This is a genomic window from Streptomyces sp. NPDC002817 (assembly GCF_053592055.1).
In genome coordinates this window covers 166,064-183,087 of the sequence record NZ_JBSFUY010000009.1, presented here as the reverse complement: position 1 = coordinate 183,087, position 17,024 = coordinate 166,064, and the positions used below count along the sequence as shown (strand labels likewise).

Annotated in this window: 13 protein-coding genes; 9 read left to right on the top strand and 4 right to left on the bottom strand. The window is 70.7% G+C overall.

Going from position 1 to position 17,024, the window contains the following annotated elements:
- Nucleotides 1-2 precede the first annotated feature (2 nt).
- Nucleotides 3-1,346 (bottom strand): amidase, encoded by a 1,344-nt coding sequence (locus ACWD3I_RS19830; RefSeq protein ID WP_365400767.1) that lies wholly within the window; start codon nt 1,344-1,346, stop codon nt 3-5.
- Nucleotides 1,347-1,617: 271 nt separating this feature from the next.
- On the opposite strand from ACWD3I_RS19830, the gene ACWD3I_RS19825 reads away from it, so the two are divergent.
- Together ACWD3I_RS19825 and ACWD3I_RS19820 are read left to right on the top strand one after the other, a co-directional pair.
- Nucleotides 1,618-3,450 carry a family 20 glycosylhydrolase gene (locus tag ACWD3I_RS19825; RefSeq protein ID WP_365400764.1) on the top strand — a complete coding sequence of 611 codons (1,833 nt, stop codon included), beginning with the start codon at nt 1,618-1,620 and terminating at the stop codon, nt 3,448-3,450.
- Between the two features lie 14 nt (nt 3,451-3,464).
- Nucleotides 3,465-5,009, top strand: coding sequence for an alpha-L-fucosidase (locus ACWD3I_RS19820; protein ID WP_365400761.1), 1,545 nt, complete (start codon nt 3,465-3,467; stop codon nt 5,007-5,009).
- 57 nt (nt 5,010-5,066) lie between these two features.
- Here ACWD3I_RS19820 and ACWD3I_RS19815 read toward each other — a convergent pair whose 3' ends face one another.
- Both ACWD3I_RS19815 and ACWD3I_RS19810 read right to left on the bottom strand, forming a co-directional pair.
- On the bottom strand, nt 5,067-6,098 hold the full coding sequence (locus tag ACWD3I_RS19815; protein ID WP_365400759.1) for an alpha/beta hydrolase family protein: 1,032 nt from the start codon (nt 6,096-6,098) through the stop codon (nt 5,067-5,069).
- 182 nt (nt 6,099-6,280) lie between these two features.
- On the bottom strand, nt 6,281-7,291 hold the full coding sequence (locus ACWD3I_RS19810; RefSeq protein WP_365400840.1) for a LacI family DNA-binding transcriptional regulator: 1,011 nt from the start codon (nt 7,289-7,291) through the stop codon (nt 6,281-6,283).
- Between the two features lie 258 nt (nt 7,292-7,549).
- On the opposite strand from ACWD3I_RS19810, the gene ACWD3I_RS19805 reads away from it, so the two are divergent.
- Genes ACWD3I_RS19805 through ACWD3I_RS19775 form a run of 7 tightly spaced genes read left to right on the top strand, consistent with a single transcriptional unit; the run spans nt 7,550 to nt 16,278 of the window.
- Nucleotides 7,550-8,839, top strand: a complete 1,290-nt coding sequence (locus ACWD3I_RS19805; protein ID WP_365400756.1) for an ABC transporter substrate-binding protein — start codon at nt 7,550-7,552, stop codon at nt 8,837-8,839.
- A gap of 6 nt (nt 8,840-8,845) precedes the next feature.
- Nucleotides 8,846-9,745 (top strand): carbohydrate ABC transporter permease, encoded by a 900-nt coding sequence (locus ACWD3I_RS19800; protein ID WP_365400753.1) that lies wholly within the window; start codon nt 8,846-8,848, stop codon nt 9,743-9,745.
- Entirely contained in the window at nt 9,742-10,638 is an 897-nt protein-coding gene (locus tag ACWD3I_RS19795; protein WP_365400750.1) for a carbohydrate ABC transporter permease, read from the top strand. Before ACWD3I_RS19800 ends, ACWD3I_RS19795 begins: the two co-directional genes overlap by 4 nt.
- Before the next feature lie 38 nt (nt 10,639-10,676).
- Nucleotides 10,677-11,933 carry a glycoside hydrolase 5 family protein gene (locus tag ACWD3I_RS19790; RefSeq protein WP_365400747.1) on the top strand — a complete coding sequence of 419 codons (1,257 nt, stop codon included), beginning with the start codon at nt 10,677-10,679 and terminating at the stop codon, nt 11,931-11,933.
- A complete protein-coding gene (locus ACWD3I_RS19785) occupies nt 11,930-12,088 on the top strand; it encodes a hypothetical protein (protein ID WP_365400744.1) in 159 nt (52 codons plus the stop codon). The genes ACWD3I_RS19790 and ACWD3I_RS19785 overlap by 4 nt, the downstream gene beginning before the upstream one ends.
- A gap of 30 nt (nt 12,089-12,118) precedes the next feature.
- Nucleotides 12,119-15,142: an alpha-mannosidase gene (locus ACWD3I_RS19780; RefSeq protein ID WP_365400741.1), complete on the top strand. Its 3,024-nt coding sequence runs from the start codon at nt 12,119-12,121 to the stop codon at nt 15,140-15,142.
- Nucleotides 15,139-16,278 (top strand): winged helix DNA-binding domain-containing protein, encoded by a 1,140-nt coding sequence (locus tag ACWD3I_RS19775; protein ID WP_365400738.1) that lies wholly within the window; start codon nt 15,139-15,141, stop codon nt 16,276-16,278. Before ACWD3I_RS19780 ends, ACWD3I_RS19775 begins: the two co-directional genes overlap by 4 nt.
- Here ACWD3I_RS19775 and ACWD3I_RS19770 read toward each other — a convergent pair.
- On the bottom strand, nt 16,275-16,979 hold the full coding sequence (locus ACWD3I_RS19770; protein WP_365400735.1) for a FadR/GntR family transcriptional regulator: 705 nt from the start codon (nt 16,977-16,979) through the stop codon (nt 16,275-16,277). The genes ACWD3I_RS19775 and ACWD3I_RS19770 overlap by 4 nt on opposite strands.
- Nucleotides 16,980-17,024: the final 45 nt, after the last annotated feature.

Genomic DNA, 17,024 nt, shown 5'->3' with positions numbered 1-17,024 from the left:
GCTCAGTCCAGCGGTGCCGTCCGCTCCCACGGGTGCAGCTTCTCCAGCTGCTCCGCGACCTCCAGCAGTACCGCCTCCGAGCCCGGCCGTCCCACCAGTTGCACGGCGGTGGGGGCGCCGGACGGGAGCTTGCCGAAGGGGACGGACATCGCGGGCCAGCCGGTGAGGTTCCAGGGCGGGGTGAGCGGCGAGTAGTTGGTGTTGGCGAGGACGTTGCGGAGCCAGCCCCGCTCGTGCCAGGGCACCGACTTGGGGGAGCGGCGGGCCAGGGCCGGGGTGAGCAGGACGTCGTACTCCTCGAAGAACGGCTCCAGGCGGCGGCGCAGTGCGTCGCGGCTCGCGCCGGTGCGCACCCCCTTCACGAAGCGGCGGCCCACCGCCGCGTGGACCCGGGTGCGGCGCGTCAGCCGTCGCGGGTCCAGGCCCTGGGCGTCCTCGGAGGTGCCGGCCGTCCAGTGGGCGAGCGAGGTGAAGCTCAGCGACATCGGGTAGGACGGGTCGGCGCGGCGGACCTGGTGGCCCGCCTTCATCAGGACTCCGGCGGCCTCCCGGGCGGCGGCCGTGTACGGCTTGGTGATGGCGATGCCGGCGATCGGGCTGCGCAGGGAGAGCGCGATGGTGTGCGTCGCGGCCGCGGACGGGGACGCCGGCTCCGTGTCCGCCAGGATGTCCAGCATCAGCCGGGCGTCCTCGACCGTCGTGGCCAGGGGCCCGTTCTCGGACATACCGAACCAGTCGCCGTCGCTGACGCCCGCCGGGACCACGCCGTGGCCGGGCTTGATGGTGACGAGGCCGCAGTTGGCCGCCGGGATGCGCAGGGAGCCCATGCCGTCGTTGCCCAGCGCGATCGGCACCAGGCCCGCGGCGACCGCGGCCGCGCTGCCGCCCGAGGAGCCGCCCGCGGTGCGCGAGGTGTCCCAGGGGTTGCGGGCGGTGCCGTGCACGCCCTCCGTCGTACCGAAGACGCACAGCTCCGGCACGTTGGTCAGACCCACGACCACCGCGCCCGCCGCCCGCAGCCGGGCCACCGTGACATGGTCCTCGGTGGAGGGGGTGTCCGGTGTGGCCGCGGAGCCGACGCGCTTGGACTCGCCGCGTACGGCGAGGTTGTCCTTGACGGCGATCGGCACACCCGCGAGGGGCAGCTCGGCCAGGTCGGCGCGGGCGCCCACCTCGTCCGCCTCGGCGAGTGCGGCCTCCGCCCGTACCGTCCGGAAGGCCCCGATACGGCCGTCGAGCCGCTCGATCCGGGCGAGGTGCTCGGCCACCACCTCACGGGGTGTGGCCCGCTTCTCCTGCACGGCGGCGGCGATCTCGGCGGCGGTCCGGCCGATCCAGCTGGTCACGGGTGCTCCTCGGGGGTACTGGCGAGTACGTAGGGAGAACTGTGCCTCTGCTCGGGCGTCACGTCGAGAGGGGGCCGGGCCCGGGCCAGGCCTTCGGGCGGGCGGAGGGCCGCCTTGGACATTCGCGCCGGTGTTCTTGGACTTTTCGCGACCGGGCATCCGAAGAAGCCCAGGTCATCCGATCAATGGCTCAACTTGGCTGACTTCTCGTCCCATTGACAGTCTCTGGGGGCAGTCCAATCATCAGTCATCCGATGAATGGGAGTCGCTCGTGAGAACGTTTCCGAGACGTCAGATCCTGGGCGTCGCAGCCGCACTGGCCCTGCTCCTGGCGCCGGTCCCGGCGGTCGCCCAGGAGGGGACCCGACCGCCGGTCACGGTGCCCGCACTGAGCAACTGGACACCGGAATCCGGCCGTTACGACTTCGGACCCGGTACCCGCCTCGTGGCGGACGGTCCGGCCGAGCGCAGGGTCGCCGACACCCTCGCCGACGATCTCCGGGATGCCGGACACGGCACCGTGCCGGTCGTCGGTGGCGCGGCGCGTGCCGGGGACATCGTTGTCGACGTTCTGCCGTCCCGGAAGTCGCTCGGAGCCGAGGGCTACGAACTCCGGTCCGGAAAGCGGCTGTCGGTGACCGGTGCCACCGAGACCGGTGCCTTCCACGGCACCCGGACCCTCCTCCAACTCCTCGCCCAGGACGACAGGATCCCCGCCGGACGCACGGTGGACGTGCCCCGCTACAAGGAACGCGGCGTCGGCGTCTGCGCCTGCTACGTCCACATCTCCCTGCCCTGGCTGGAGAACCTCGTCCGGGAGATGGCGTACAACAAGCTCAACCAGCTGCTCCTCGAACTGAAGGTGAAGAGCGACGCCCACCCCGAGGCGAACACCTGGGGCTACTACACCAAGGACGAGATCCGGCAGCTCGTCGCCCTCGGCGAGAAGTACCACGTCGAGATCATCCCGGAGATCAACTCCCCGGGGCACATGGACCCGTGGATCGAGAACCGCCCCGATCTCCAGCTCACCGACGCCGACGGCGACAAGCAGCCCTCGCGGCTCGACATCACCCAGCCCGCCGCATTCGACTACTACACCGGCCTGATCGACGAGTACGCCCAGGTCTTCAAGGCCCCGGCCTGGCACATGGGCGCCGACGAGTACATGCTCGGATCCGACTTCGCCAAGTACCCGCAGATCCTCAAGTACGCGCAGGACAGGTACGGTTCCGGCGCCACCCCGCAGGACGCCTTCATCGACTTCGTCAACCGCGTCCACACCTACGCGGCGGGCAAGGGCAAGAAGCTGCGCATCTGGAACGACGGGCTCACCGGCGCCAACACCGTCCCGGTGACGGCCGGCACGACCGTCGAGCACTGGCTGAACGTGACGGTGAAGCCCAGCCGGATCATCGCCCAGGGCTATCCGCTGATGAACGCGGCCTATGCCCTCTACCTCGTCCGCGGCGGCTTCCACAGCGACACCGAGGGCCTGTACGACCAGAGTTGGGACCCGCGCAGCTTCGAGGGCGAGAAGCTCACCTCCGCCGAGGGCATCACCGGCGCCAAGATCAGCCTCTGGCCGGACAACGGGCGCGGGGAGACCGAGAACGAGGTCGCGGTACGGCTCTGGCCCGCCCTGCGCCACATCGCCCAGGCCACCTGGGGCGCCCCGCATCCGGACGCCACGTACACCGAGTTCACCGCGCGCGGTACGGCTGTCGGGCACGCGCCGGGATGGCGGGACCCGACGAAGCCGCCGGTGGCGGACGGGACGTACACCTTCCAGGCGGACGGCGTGTCCTTCGACGCCGACGTGGCGCGCACACCGGACGGCTATGTGACCCTGCGCGGCCCGGCCGGCTGCCTGGCCGTGAGCGGCGGCAAGCTGACGCTCAACGTCCCGCTCCAGCCCGGCGTCGAGGCCACCTGGGACACCTGCGCCACCGCGAACACGCTGCAACGCTGGGAGTTGCAGCGTGCCGGGGACGGATACCGCCTCGTCAACGCCATCACGCAGATGGCCATGAGCGTGACGAACGGCCGGATCGTGCAGTACCCGCCCGACCAGCACCCGCCCGCCGTATGGCAGCTGACCTGAGGAGCCCCACCTCCATGACCGTCTCCAGACGCACCTTCGTCGCCGGCTCGGTCTCCGCGTTCCTCGCGACCGGCCTCACCCCGACGTCCGCCGCCGGAGCCCCCCTTCCGGCCGAACCCGCCCACCGCATCCCCGTCAGCCCCGACGACACGGCCGAGGACCTGGTGCGCAAGGCGTCCCAAGTCCGGCCCACCCCACGCCAGATCGCCTGGCAGGCCCTGGAGCGCACCGCGTTCCTGCACTTCGGCGTCAACACCTTCACCGGCCTGGAATGGGGGACGGGGGACGAGGACCCGGACGTCTTCCAGCCCGCCGGCCTGGACACCGACCAGTGGGCCAGGGCCCTGCGCGACGGTGGCTTCAAGCTGGCCATCCTCACCGTCAAGCACCACGACGGCTTCGTCCTCTACCCCTCCCGCTACTCCGACCACACCGTCGCCTCCAGCAGCTGGCGCGACGGGCAGGGTGACGTACTGCGCTCCTTCGCCGACTCCATGAGGCGGCACGGCATCAAGGTCGGCGTCTACATCTCGCCCGCCGACGAGAACCAGTACCTGGACGGCGTCTACGCCAACGGCAGCGCCCGCTCCACGCGCACCATCCCCACGCCTGTCGAGGGCGACGACCGCACACCCGCGCGGACGTACACGCTGGACGCCACCGACTACGGCGCCCACATGCTCAACCAGCTCTACGAGGTCCTCACCGAATACGGGCCGGTCGACGAGGTGTGGTTCGACGGCGCTCAGGGCCGTATCCCGCCGGACAAGGTGGAGAGCTACGACTGGGACAGCTGGTACACCCTGGTGCGGGCGCTCGCTCCGGACGCGGCGATCGCCGTCACCGGCCCCGACCTGCGCTGGGTCGGCAACGAGAGCGGGCTGGCGCGCGAGGACGAGTGGAGTGTCGTGCCGGTCAAGGAGAACCAGTACGGGCGCACCGACTGGGCACTGTCCTACGACACCGCCGACCAGGGCAGCCGTGCCGCGCTGGTGCGGGCACAACCCACCACCGACTACCTCCAGTGGTGGCCCGCGGAGTGCGATGTGTCCATCCGGGACGGCTGGTTCTACCATGCCGACCAACAACCCAAGAGCGTGGACCGGTTGACGGACATCTACTTCGGGTCCGTCGGGCGCAACTCGGTGCTCCTGCTCAACATCCCGCCGGACACGGACGGGTTGCTGCCAGCCGCGGACGTGACCCGACTTCGTGAGTTCCGGGACCGCATCGACCGGGAGCTGCCCGAGGACCTGGCGCGCGGCGCCCGTACGACCGTGGCACCCGGCCTGGTGACCGTCGACCTCGGCACCGCCCGCGAGGTGGACCGGTTCCGGCTGGCCGAGGACATCGCGCACGGTCAGCAGGTCGAGAGCTTCGTGGTGGAGGCGCTGCGCGACGGAGCCTGGACGGAGGTGACCCGGGCCGGGACGGTCGGGGCGAGCCGGATCCTGCTGCTGCCGGTTCCGGTGCGGGCCCGCCGGTGGCGGGTGCGGGTCACCGGGTCCCGAAGTGCCGTACGGATAACGGAGTTCGGCCTGTACAGGTCGCGGCTCTGAGGGTACTCGGACAGGGCGGCCACCAGGGCGTCGGCGACCTGGTGGCCGCCCGCCGGGTCACCGCAGATGCCGGGAGAAGAAGTCCATCGTGGCGTCCATGGAGGCCGGCCACCGCGGGTAGAAGGTGTGGCCCTCGCCCTGGTACTTGCGGAGCTCGACGCGTTTGCCTGCTCCGCTCAGGGCGGCGGCCATCCGTTCCGACCAGACGATCGGGCAGGTGTCGTCCGCGGTGCCGTGGTGGATCAGCAGCGGTTCGGTCACCCGGTCCACATAGGTGCGGGGCGAGACCTCCCGCCAGAACGTCGGATTCTCCTCGGGTGTGCCGTACTTGGCGTCGATCTCGGCGACGAGCGGGTCGTCTGCCGAGCGCTGGAACTGGTCGATGTTCTCGTCCGGGCGGGAGCTGACCGGCGCGAAGGCGACCGCCGCGTCGAACAGGCCCGGCGCCACGACCAGGGTGTTGTACACGACGCCGCCGCCCATCGAGCGGCCGAGCAGCCCGAGCCGGTCGCCGTCGATCTCCGGGCGCCCGGAGTCGCGCAGCGCGAGCGCGGCGCCGATGACGTCCTCGGTGTAGCCGAGGCGCAGGTTGATGTCGCTGTTCGGGTCGTCGTCCGAGGCCGCGTGATTGCGGTAGTCGGTATGCAGGACGACGTAGCCGTTGCGGGCCAGGAGGTCCTGCTCGCGGGCGAGCCCCCGGCCGGTCGTGTACACGGCGGGGTCGATGTAGCCGTGCGCCAGCACCAGCGCCGGGAAGGGGCCCTTGCCGCGGGGGATGTTCATGAGCCCGGAGATCGTCAGACCGTTCGACTCGTACGTCACCCGGTAGCTGGTGTAGGCGTCGGTGCGGGCCAGGACGGTGCCCAGCCGGAGGTCGGAGCCCCGGTGCTTCTTCTCCATGAGGGCGGGCAGGGAGACCGGATTGACGGGCGTCCTGCTGGGGGAGGGCACGGGTGTGGTCGTGGGGGGCTGGGCCGACGCGGAGGTTTTCTTCGGTGCCGGCGCAGCCTCGTCGTCGCCCCCGGTGCAGCCGATCGCGACGACCAGCGTCAGCCCGGCGGCGGCACAGGCCGTTCCCCGTACTCGCATGCGGCCCATTATCTCCCGGAGGGCGCGCAAGGGGACGGGCCCGTTTGCGGCGGCCCGGACCGCACCGCACGAGCGCGAGAAGTGGATCGGCCACTGGGCTTCTCGGCTACCGAGTGGCTCGGCCACTGGTCTTCTCGGCCGCCGATTGGATCAGCCACCCGGCCTGTCAGCCACTTCGTGTCTCAGACTCCCCGCGCCGGCCCCGTACTGTCCCGCTCGATCAACCGCGGCACCGGCACCCGTACGGTCCGCGCGGGCCCCCCGTCCAGCAGCGCGGTCAGCTCCCGGGCCGCCGTACGGCCGAACTCCACGCTGTCCCGGGACAGCGCGGACAGCCACGGCTTGACCATGCGACACAGCGCCGAGTCCTCCCAGGACACCACCGACACGTCCGCCGGCACACGGCGGCCGAGCCCGGTCGCGGCGGCGGCACCGGCGACGGCCATCACGTCGTTGTCGTAGATCAGCGCGGTCGGCGGATCGGCGGCCTCCAGGACCCGGCGGGTGACGGCCGCGCCCTCCGCGTCCGAGTAGTCGGTGGTCACCGACTCGACCCCGGTCAGCCCACGCCGCTCGGCCTCGGCGCGCAGCGTCCGCATCCGGCGCTCGGTGTGGGCGAGTCCCGGCAGCCCCGCGATGTGCACGATCCGGCGGTGGCCGAGGGCGTACAGGCCGTCCACCACCGAGGCCATCGCACCCGCGTCGTCCGCCCACACCGTCGACAGACCGGGGTGCCGCTCGTCCGGCGCGCCGCCGATCACCACGGCGGGCAGGCCCAGTTCGTCGAGGAGGTCCGGGCGCGGGTCGGCGGTGCGCGGGTCGACCACCAGCACCCCGTCCACCCGGTGCTCGGCCCACCAGCGCCGGTACACCGCGCACTCGTCGTCGACGTCCTCCACCACCTGGAACAGCAGCCCGAGATGACGTTCCGCCAGCACCTCCTGGATGCCGGAGACGAGCTGGAGGAAGAACGAGTCCACACCCAGGGTGTCCGCGGGGCGGGCGAGCACGAAGCCGACCGTGGCCGCGCCCTCGCCGGACAGTGCCCGGGCCGCGGTGCTGGGCCGCCAGCCGAGCTCCTCGGCGACCTGGCGCACCCGTTCGCGGGTGTCGTCCGAGACACCGGGGCGGCCGTTCAGCGCGAAGGAGACGGCGCTCTGGGAGACCCCGGCGTGCCGCGCGATGTCCTTCATCGTCGGCCGACGCGCGGGCGAGCGCTTGCCTGACACGGTGTTTCCCCATTCCTGCGGTGGATTTCCGGCCAGTATGCACTAATGCGGTTCAGCGAGGTCAAGCTAATGCGGTTCAGCTGGACGATCCTAATGCGTATTAGTAACTAAAGAAATTAGCTCGGCCGGCTCCATTGACGGGCCTGGGAACCGGCGTGCAAGGTCTCCGTCGTTGGCCAACCCCGCCGCACCGACCCCGCTGCACAAGGAGGCCGTTCCGCCGTGTCCGTTTCCCGCAGAGCCCTCGTCGCCGCCGCCGTCTGCCTCGTCCTGCCGCTGAGCGCCTGCGGCTCGGGGAGCGACGACGGCTCCTCGACCGACGCCTCCGGCAAGATCGAGGGCGACATCACCTTCCAGACCTGGAACCTCAGGGCCAATTTCAAGGACTACTTCGAGGGAGTCATCGCCGACTTCGAGAAGGAGTACCCCGGCACCGAGGTGAAGTGGATCGACCAGCCCGCCGAGGGATACGCCGACAAGATCAGCGCCGACGCCGCCGGCGGCACTCTGCCCGACGTCGTCAACGTCTCCCCGGACCTCGTCGCCCCGCTCGCCAAGGCCGGCCTGGCACTCGACCTGGACAAGGCCGCCGCGAAGTACAAGAAGGAGTATCTGGAGGGGGCCTGGGCCAGCCACCAGATACCTGGGACGACCGGTACGTACGCCTTCCCCTGGTACCTCAACACCGGGCCGCTCTTCTACAACAAGGCCCTGTTCGAGGACGCGGGCCTCGACCCCGACCAGCCGCCGAAGACGTACGACGAACTCTTCACCGACGCCCTCGCGCTGGCCGACAAGACCGACGGCAAGGTCGCCACCCTCGCCAACGTGCCCACCGTCGAGGACTTCGGCCGCTACGGCGTCGAGCTCATGAACAAGGAGGGCACCGCCTTCGCCTTCAACGACGCGAAGGGCGTCGAACTCCTCACCAAGTACAAGGAGTTGTACGACGCGAAGGCCCTCGACCCGCAGGCGCTGACCGCCACCCCCGAGTCCTCCGGCAAGAAGTTCCTCACCGGGGCCGTCGCCATGAACCCCGGCAGCGCCCTCGACCTCGGCAACTTCAAGAAGCAGGCGCCCAACCTGTACAAGAACATCGGGATCACCGACCAGATCACCAGCACCGGCCACGTCAACATGTACGTGATGGGCGTGATGGTCAACGCGCAGACCAAGAGGAAGCCCGCCGCGGTCGCCTTCGCGCACTACGTCACCGACGCCGCCCACCAGATGTCCTTCGCCAAGCAGGTCGCCATCTTCCCGAGCACCGCCGGCTCGCTCGACGACCCGTACTTCACCAAGGAGGACGGCACCGACGAGACACGGGTGCGGATCGCCGCCGCCAAGTCGCTGAAGAGCGCCGTCAATTACACACCGGTGCTGTTCAGCGAGCAGATGAAGACGGCGCTGCGCAACGAGGTCGCGAAGGCGCTGCAGGGCAAGGAGAGCCCGAAGGAAGCCCTCGACAACGCTGTCAAGGCCTGCGACACACTGCTCCAGCAGCAGGGCTAGCGCGCGATGGCTTCCGCTCTGTCCCGGGTGCGCGAGGTGCGGCGCCAACTGCCGACCAGTCCCTGGCTGTTCGCCGCACCCGGCCTGCTGATCATCGGCGCGTTCATCCTGTACCCGTTCGTGTCGACGCTGGTCAACGCCTTCACCGACCGCCGCACCCTCATCCCCGGCAAGTTCGTCGGACTCGCCAACTTCCGTGAGCTGCTGCACGACGACATGTTCTGGATCGGACTGCGCAACAGCACGCTCTACGTCCTCGGCGTCGTTCCCGCGCTCGTGATCCTGCCCCTGCTGCTCGCGCTGCTCGTGCAGAAGAACATCCCCGGCATCACCTTCTTCCGGTCCGCCTTCTACACCCCGGTCGTCGCGTCGATCGTCGTGGTCGGACTGATCTGGGTGTGGCTGCTCGACGAGCGCGGTCTGGTGAACTCCCTGCTGGAGACCATCGGCGTCGGCCGGGTCGGCTTCCTCAGCGACCAGTGGCTGCTCCTGCTGAGCGCCATGGCCGTCACGGTCTGGAAGGGCCTCGGCTACTACATGATCATTTACCTGGCGGCGCTGGCGAACGTGCCGCGTGAACTCCACGAGGCCGCCTCCGTGGACGGCGCGGGAGCCGTGCGGCGCTTCTTCTCGGTCACGGTGCCCGCCGTCCGGTCGACCATGGTGCTGGTCGGGGCGCTGTCGTCGGTGGCCGCCTTCAAGGTGTTCTCCGAGGTCTATCTCATGGCGGGACCGAGCGGTGGTCCGGCCGGCGAGGACACGACGCTCGTCATGCTCGTCCAACGCACCGGTATGGGTCTGACCGGCCGGGTCGGCTATGCCTCAGCCATCTCGGTCGTCGTCTTCGTCGTCACCGTCGCGCTGATGCTGCTAGTGCTGCGCGCGGACCGGAGGGACGAGTCATGAGCGTCATCGAGAAGGTCCGTCCCGCTCCCGCGGCGAGCGAACCCCGCGTCACCGACGAGCACGGCCGTCGCGTACGGGGGTGGGAACTCGCCCTGCGGTACGTGCTGTTGCTCGCCGTACTCGCCCTGACCGTCGGCCCGTTCCTCTGGCAGCTGTCGACCTCGCTGAAGGGCCCCACCGAGGACATCTACAGCTCCCCGCCGACGTTCCTCCCAGAGCACGCGACCGTGCACAACTACGAGCGGGTCGCCGACACCATCCCCGTGTGGGACTACGCGTGGAACTCGCTGAAGGTCGCCACCGCCAACGTGGCCGCCAACTGCGTCGGTTCGGCCCTCGCCGGCTACGCGCTGGCCCGGCTGCGCTACCGGGGCCGCCGCGCCGCCACCCTGGCCTTCATCCTGGCGATGCTCGTGCCCGTGGAGGGCATCATCATCGCCCAGTTCACCACCATGCGGGAGCTCGGCCTCAACAACACCCTGATCGGTGTGGTCCTGCCGGGCTGCATCGGCGCCATGAACGTCCTGCTGATGCGCAACGCCTTCCTCAATCTGCCGTACGAGATCGAGGAGGCGGCCTACGTCGACGGCGCCAACGTCTGGCAGCGGTTCCTGCGCATCGCCGTGCCGTCGGTGAAGGGCACTCTCGCGGTCGTCGCGATCTTCGCCTTCATGGGCGCCTGGGACGACTTCCTGTGGCCGCTCATCGTGCTGAGCGACCCGTCCAAGTTCACGCTCACCATCGGCCTGAACTATCTGCACGGCACCTTCGCCAACGACGAACGCCTCGTCGCCGCGGGCACCGTCATCGCCGTGGCACCGCTGATCGCCCTCTTCGCCTGCCTCCAGCGGTATTTCTTCCGCGGGGTCGGCGAGGGAGCGGTCAAGGGCTGAACAGGGCTGACCTCGCCACCGAGTTCAAGGACTACCGCATGCCTGCTGCCGTGCGCTTCGGCGTCAACTACACCCCCAGCGAAGGGTGGTTCCACCACTGGCTCGACTTCGACCTCGACTCCGTCCGCGCCGACCTCGACTCGATCGCCGCGCTGGGCCTGGACCACATCCGGGTCTTCCCGCTGTGGCCGTACTTCCAGCCCAACCGCACCCTGATCCGCGAGCGGGCCGTCGCGGACCTCGTGCGGCTGGCCGACGCCGCCGCCGAACGGGGACTCGACGTCAACGTGGACGGTCTGCAAGGGCACTTGAGCAGCTTCGACTTCCTGCCGGCCTGGACCCGGACCTGGCACCGGCGCAACCTCTTCACCGACCCGGAGGTCGTCGAGGGCCAGGCGGCCTACCTGCGCACGCTCGCCGCGGCTCTGGCCGACCGGCCCAACTTCATCGGCATGACCCTGGGCAACGAGGTCAACCAGTTCTCTGCGGGCCCTCATCCGGACCCGGACCGGGCCACCTCCGACCAGATCGACGCCTGGCTCGTCCGTCTGCTGGCCGCCTGTGAGGAGGGCGCTCCCGGCAGGCTGCATCTGCACGCCGAGTACGACGCGACCTGGTACCAGGACGACCAGCCGTTCACCCCGGCGCAGGCCGCCCGCCTGGGTGCCGTCACGGCCGTGCACTCCTGGGTCTTCAACGGCACCGCCCAGCGCCACGGCCGTGCCTCCGTGCCGACCGAGCACCACGCCGCGTACCTCGTCGAGCTGAGCAAGGCATGGGCCGACGACCCGCACCGCCCCGTCTGGCTCCAGGAGGTCGGCGCACCCGCGCCCCTCGTCCCGTCCGAGCACGCCGCCGCCTTCACCGAGGCGACCGTCGCGAACGCCCTGGACTGCCCCGACCTGTGGGGCATCACCTGGTGGTGCTCGCACGACGTGTCGCGGGACCTCGCCGACTTCCCCGCGCTCGAATACGGGCTCGGCCTGCTGACCAACGACCGCCGGCCCAAGGACATCGCCAGGGTGCTGGCCGAGGCGGCCGGCGGGCACAGATCCGCCCCGGCACCCCGCACCACGGCACTCGTCGTCCCCGCCCACCCGTCCAGGCGCTCGCTGTGCGCACCCGGCGGGCCGGTCTACGACGCCTTCTTCCGGCTCGTCGCCGACGGGGCACGGCCCACCACGGTCCTCGACACCCGGGCCGCGGACGGCGATCACCTCACCGCGCGCGGCATCACCGAAGTCGTCACGTCCGACCAGGCACTCCGCACCCCACAAGGAGGCACCCGCTCGTGAACCCCACCGGACGCACCCTCCTCACCTGCCGGAAGGCGTACTTCCTCGACGGCCTCCGGTCCGGACAGGGTGAGCGGACGGCACGGTTCGAACCGCGTTCCGTGGGGGAGCCGTACACGTCGTCGGCTCCGGCCACCGTCACCCGCACCTGGTAACCATCCCCCCTCAGCCTGGGAGCACCCCGCATGCATGACGACCGCCGTCTGGTCGAGGCCCGTCTCAAGCGCGTCCTCGACGAGCGCATCCGCCCCGCCGTGTACCCCGAGTCCGTGCCGCTGGAGGTGGCGGTGTGGAACGCCCCCGGTGAACCCGTGCCGGTCGCCGAGGGGTTGGCGGCCGAGCCCGAGCCGATCGAGGTCGGCGCCCGGTGGGGTGCTCCCTGGGGGACCAGTTGGTTCCGGGTCACCGGGACCGTCCCCGGGGCATGGGCCGGCCGGACCGTCGAGGCCCTGCTGGACCTCGGCTTCGACGAGAACATGCCCGGATTCCAGTGCGAGGGCCTGGTGTACCGGCCCGACGGCACCCCGGTGAAGGGCCTCAACCCGCGCAACCAGTGGGTCAGGATCGGCACGCCCGTCGAGGGCGGCGAGGAGGTGCGACTGCACATCGAGGCCGCCTCCAACCCCGTCATCCTCGACTACCACCCCTTCCTGCCCACGCAGTTGGGCGACAAGGAGACGGCGGGCAGCGAGCCCCAGTACACACTCACCCGCATGGACCTCGCCGTCTTCGACGAGACGGTGTGGCAGCTCGTCCTCGACCTGGAGGTGCTCGGCGAGCTGATGCACGAGCTGCCCATGGACTCCGCCCGCCGCTGGGAGATCGTGCGGGCGCTGGAGAAGGCGCTGGACGCGATCGACCTCCAGGACGTGAACGGCACCGCCGCGCAGGCGCGGGTACGCCTGGAGACGGTGCTGTCGGAACCCGCCGTACCTTCCGCCCACCGCATCAGCGCCGTCGGCCATGCCCACATCGACTCGGCGTGGCTGTGGCCGCTGCGGGAGACGGTACGGAAGGTGGCCCGTACGACCTCCAACATGACCGCCCTTCTGGACGACGAGCCGGAGTTCGTCTTCGCCATGTCCCAGGCCCAGCAGTGGGCCTGGGTGAAGGAGCACCGGCCCGAGGTGTGGGCGCGGGTGAAGAAGGCGGTGGCCGACGGGCGGTTCGTGCCGGCCGGCGGTATGTGGGTGGAGTCGGACACCAACATGCCGGGCTCGGAGGCGATGGCCCGTCAGTTCGTGCACGGCAAGCGGTTCTTCCTCGACGAGTTCGGCATCGAGAACGACGAGGCGTGGCTGCCGGACACCTTCGGCTTCGCCGCCGGACTCCCGCAGATCATCAAGGCCGCGGGCTCCAAGTGGCTTCTGACGCAGAAGATCTCCTGGTCGCAGACGAACAAGTTCCCGCACCACACCTTCCGTTGGGAGGGCATCGACGGCACCCGGATCTTCACGCACTTCCCGCCCGTCGACACCTACAACTGCTCCATGAAGGGCAGCGAAATCGCCCACGCGGCCCGCAACTTCAAGGACAAGGGGGTCGCCCGGCACTCCCTCGCCCCGACCGGCTGGGGTGACGGCGGAGGCGGCACGACACGCGAGATGGTCGCGAAGGCGGCCCGACTGCGCGACCTCGAAGGCTCGGCGACCGTGGTCTGGGAGACCCCCGCGGAGTTCTTCGAGAAGGCCGAGTCCGAATACCCCGACGCCCCCGTCTGGGTCGGCGAGCTCTACCTCGAACTCCACCGCGCCACCCTCACCAGCCAGGCGAAGACCAAGCAGGGCAACCGGCGCAGCGAACACCTCCTGCGCGAGGCGGAGCTGTGGGCGGCGACGGGCGCCGTACGCGCCGGAGTCCCTTACCCGTACGAGGAGTTGGACCGGATCTGGAAGACGGTGCTGCTCCACCAGTTCCACGACATCCTGCCGGGTTCGTCGATCGCCTGGGTCCATCGCGAGGCGCGGCGGACGTACGAGCGGATCGCCGGGGAACTGACCGCGATCATCGAGGCGGCCCAACACGCCCTGGCCGGAGAGGGCGTACGGGAGCTGGTGTTCAACTCGGCCCCACACACCCGCGACGGCGTCCCCGCGGGCGGCGCGAGCACACCTGCCGCCGAGGGCCGCACCCACCTCACCCCGCGCCCCTCGGGCGGCTTCGTCCTGGACAACGGCCTGCTGCGGATCGAGATCGACGCCCAGGGACTCGTCGTCTCCGCGTACGACATCGAGGCGGACCGTGAGACCGTCGCCCCGGGCGCCGCGGCCAACCTCCTCCAACTCCACCCGGACTTCCCGAACATGTGGGACGCGTGGGACGTCGACGAGTTCTACCGCAACACGGTGACGGACCTGACCGACGCGGACGAGATCGCCCCCGAAGGCGAAGGCGTCCGGATCGTACGGTCCTTCGGCTCGTCGCGCGTCACCCAGGTGCTGTCACTCGCGCCCGGGCAGCGGAGGCTGCTGCTGGACACCGAGGTGGACTGGCACGAGACGGAGAAGTTCCTGAAGCTGACCTTCCCCCTGGACGTGCACGCCGAACGCTATGCCTCGGAGACCCAGTTCGGACACTTCCACCGCCCCACCCACACCAACACCAGCTGGGAGGCGGCCAAGTTCGAGGCCTGCAACCACCGCTTCGTCCACCTGGAGGAACCGGGCTGGGGCGTCGCCCTCACCAACGACTCGACGTACGGCCACGACGTGACCCGCACGGTCCGCACCGAGGGCGACAGGGGTACGACGACGACAGTCCGCGTCTCCCTGCTGCGCGCCCCCCGCTTCCCCGACCCCGAGACCGACCAGGGCGTCCACCGCTTCCGGCACGCGCTGATTCCCGGGGCGTCCATCGGGGACGCGGTGCGCGAGGGGTGGCGGATCAACCTGCCGGAACGGCGGGTGACCGGGGCCGTCGCGGTGGCGCCGCTGGTGACGGTCGACGAGGACGCGGTCGTGATCACAGCGGTGAAGCTGGCCGACGACGGGAGCGGGGACGTCGTGGTGCGGCTGCACGAGGCGCACGGGGGCCGGGCCAGGGCGACGCTCACGGCGGGCTTCGAGGTCGTGGACGTCGCGGCCACGGATCTGCTGGAGCGGCCGCTGGCCGACGAAGCGGTGGAGCGTGACGGCAGGCGGGTGGCGCTGCGGCTGCGTCCGTTCGAGCTGGTGACGCTCCGGTTCCAGAGGGCACAATCCGGGACGTGACGATCACCGCGCGGGAACTCAACCGGGCCACGCTCGCCCGTCAGCTGCTGTTGCGCCGGGAGCCGTCGGGGGTCGCCGAAGCGGTCCGGCGGCTTCTGGCGCTCCAGGCGCAACAGCCGGCGTCGCCGTATCTCGCGCTGTGGAACCGGATCGACGGCTTCGCACCGGCCGACCTGGACGCCGCCTTCGCCGACCGCACTCTCGTCAAGGCGACCCTGCTCCGGATCACCCTGCACGCCGTCCACCGCGACGACTACCGGATGGTCCGGGAGGCGATGCGGCCGACGCTGTACGCCTCCCGGTTCGGCCACCGCTTCGCCGCCGCCGGGCTCACACCGGCGGACGCGGCCGAACTGGAGCCGGGGCTGCTGGAGTTCGCCGGGCTGCCCCGGTCGAACGGCGACATGACGGCGTGGCTCGCGGAACGGGTGGGCGCGGAGAAGAAGGACGGGGCGTGGTGGGGGCTGCGGTCGTACGCGCCGCTGGTGCATGTGCCGACGGGCGGGCCGTGGTCCTTCGAGTACGCGCCGGCGTACGTCGCGGCCGCCGAGGGACGCTTCACCGGCGAACCGGCGCCGCAGGAGAAGGCGTTGCAGGCCCTCACCCTGCGATACCTGGAAGGCTTCGGGCCCGCCTCGGTCGCGGACGTGGCGCAGTTCGCCACGGTGCAGCGGGCGCGGGTCCGGACGGCGCTGCGCGCGCTGGGCGAGGCGGTGGAGGAACTGGAGGGTCCGGAGGGCACGAAGGTGTACGACGTCCCCGGCGGCCCGCGTCCACCCGCCGACACCCCGGCCCCGCCCCGCCTGATGGCGATGTGGGACAGCACCCTGCTCGCCCATCACGACCGCAGTCGGGTGATCCCGCCCGGCTACCGCCGCCTGGTGACCCGCACCAACGGCGACGTACTGCCGACACTGCTGGTCGACGGCTACGTGGCCGGGGTGTGGCGGCCGGTCGAGGGCGGCATCGAGGCGACGGCCTTCCACGACCTGCCGCGTGCGGCATGGGAGGGCCTGGCCGAGGAGGCCCGTTCGCTCGGCGCGCTACTGGCCGACCGGGAGCCGAACGTCTACAGCCGCTACGGCCACTGGTGGAGCAAGCTGCCGGAGGCGCAGGTACGGACGCTCCCCGGCTAGGTCCCGAGCTGGCTCTTGAGCCACTGTTCCACTTCCCCCACATGCGCAGCCGCCGCGGCCCGCGCCGCCTCCGGATCACGCGCCAGCAGCGCCCGGTGGATCGCCGCGTGCTCGCGCCGCGTCCGCGCGAACGCGCCCTCCTCCTGGTAGCCGCGCCACACGCGGGCGCGGAAGGTGCGAGACGAGAGGCCGTCCAGAATCGCCGCCATGGTCTCGTTGCCCGCGGCCGTCGCGATCTCGCGGTGGAAGGCGATGTCGTGGGCGAGGATCTCCTCGGGGTCCTCCGTGGTGTTCATCGCGGTCAGATGCTTCTCGACCTCGGCCAGCTGGTCCGGCGTGATCCGCGCCGCCGCCAGTGCCGTCGCCGTCGACTCCAGGATGCGGCGCACCTCGAGGAGTTCCACCAGACGCGGCCCCCGGGACAGATCGGCGACCACGCCGAACGTCTCCAGCAGATCGCCGGCCTCCAGCTGTGTGACGTAGATGCCCGACCCGTGCCGCGCCTCGAGCACCCCCAGCACCGTGAGCGCGCGGATCGCCTCGCGCATCGAGCTGCGGGAGATGCCGAGCTGGACCGCGAGATCCCGCTCGGTGGGCAGTCGCTGCCCCGGCTCCAGGCGTCCCTCGCCGATCATCGCCTTGATCTGGTCGATGGCGCGCTGGGTCACGGTGCCCTTCTGCGGGGCGGTCTCGTCGGCCACGCCATTCCTCCACTCACCAGGTGGCGGAAGTCTAGCCACGGATGT

What these genes read in the sequence shown, in the direction of transcription:
- ACWD3I_RS19780 (WP_365400741.1), top strand. Translation starts at nt 12,119, where the DNA reads ATGCATGACGACCGCCGTCTGGTCGAGGCCCGTCTCAAGCGCGTCCTC.
- ACWD3I_RS19820 (WP_365400761.1), top strand. Translation starts at nt 3,465, where the DNA reads ATGACCGTCTCCAGACGCACCTTCGTCGCCGGCTCGGTCTCCGCGTTC.
- ACWD3I_RS19810 (WP_365400840.1), bottom strand. Translation starts at nt 7,291, where the DNA reads ATGAAGGACATCGCGCGGCACGCCGGGGTCTCCCAGAGCGCCGTCTCC.
- ACWD3I_RS19815 (WP_365400759.1), bottom strand. Translation starts at nt 6,098, where the DNA reads ATGCGAGTACGGGGAACGGCCTGTGCCGCCGCCGGGCTGACGCTGGTC.
- ACWD3I_RS19790 (WP_365400747.1), top strand. Translation starts at nt 10,677, where the DNA reads ATGCCTGCTGCCGTGCGCTTCGGCGTCAACTACACCCCCAGCGAAGGG.
- ACWD3I_RS19800 (WP_365400753.1), top strand. Translation starts at nt 8,846, where the DNA reads ATGGCTTCCGCTCTGTCCCGGGTGCGCGAGGTGCGGCGCCAACTGCCG.
- ACWD3I_RS19795 (WP_365400750.1), top strand. Translation starts at nt 9,742, where the DNA reads ATGAGCGTCATCGAGAAGGTCCGTCCCGCTCCCGCGGCGAGCGAACCC.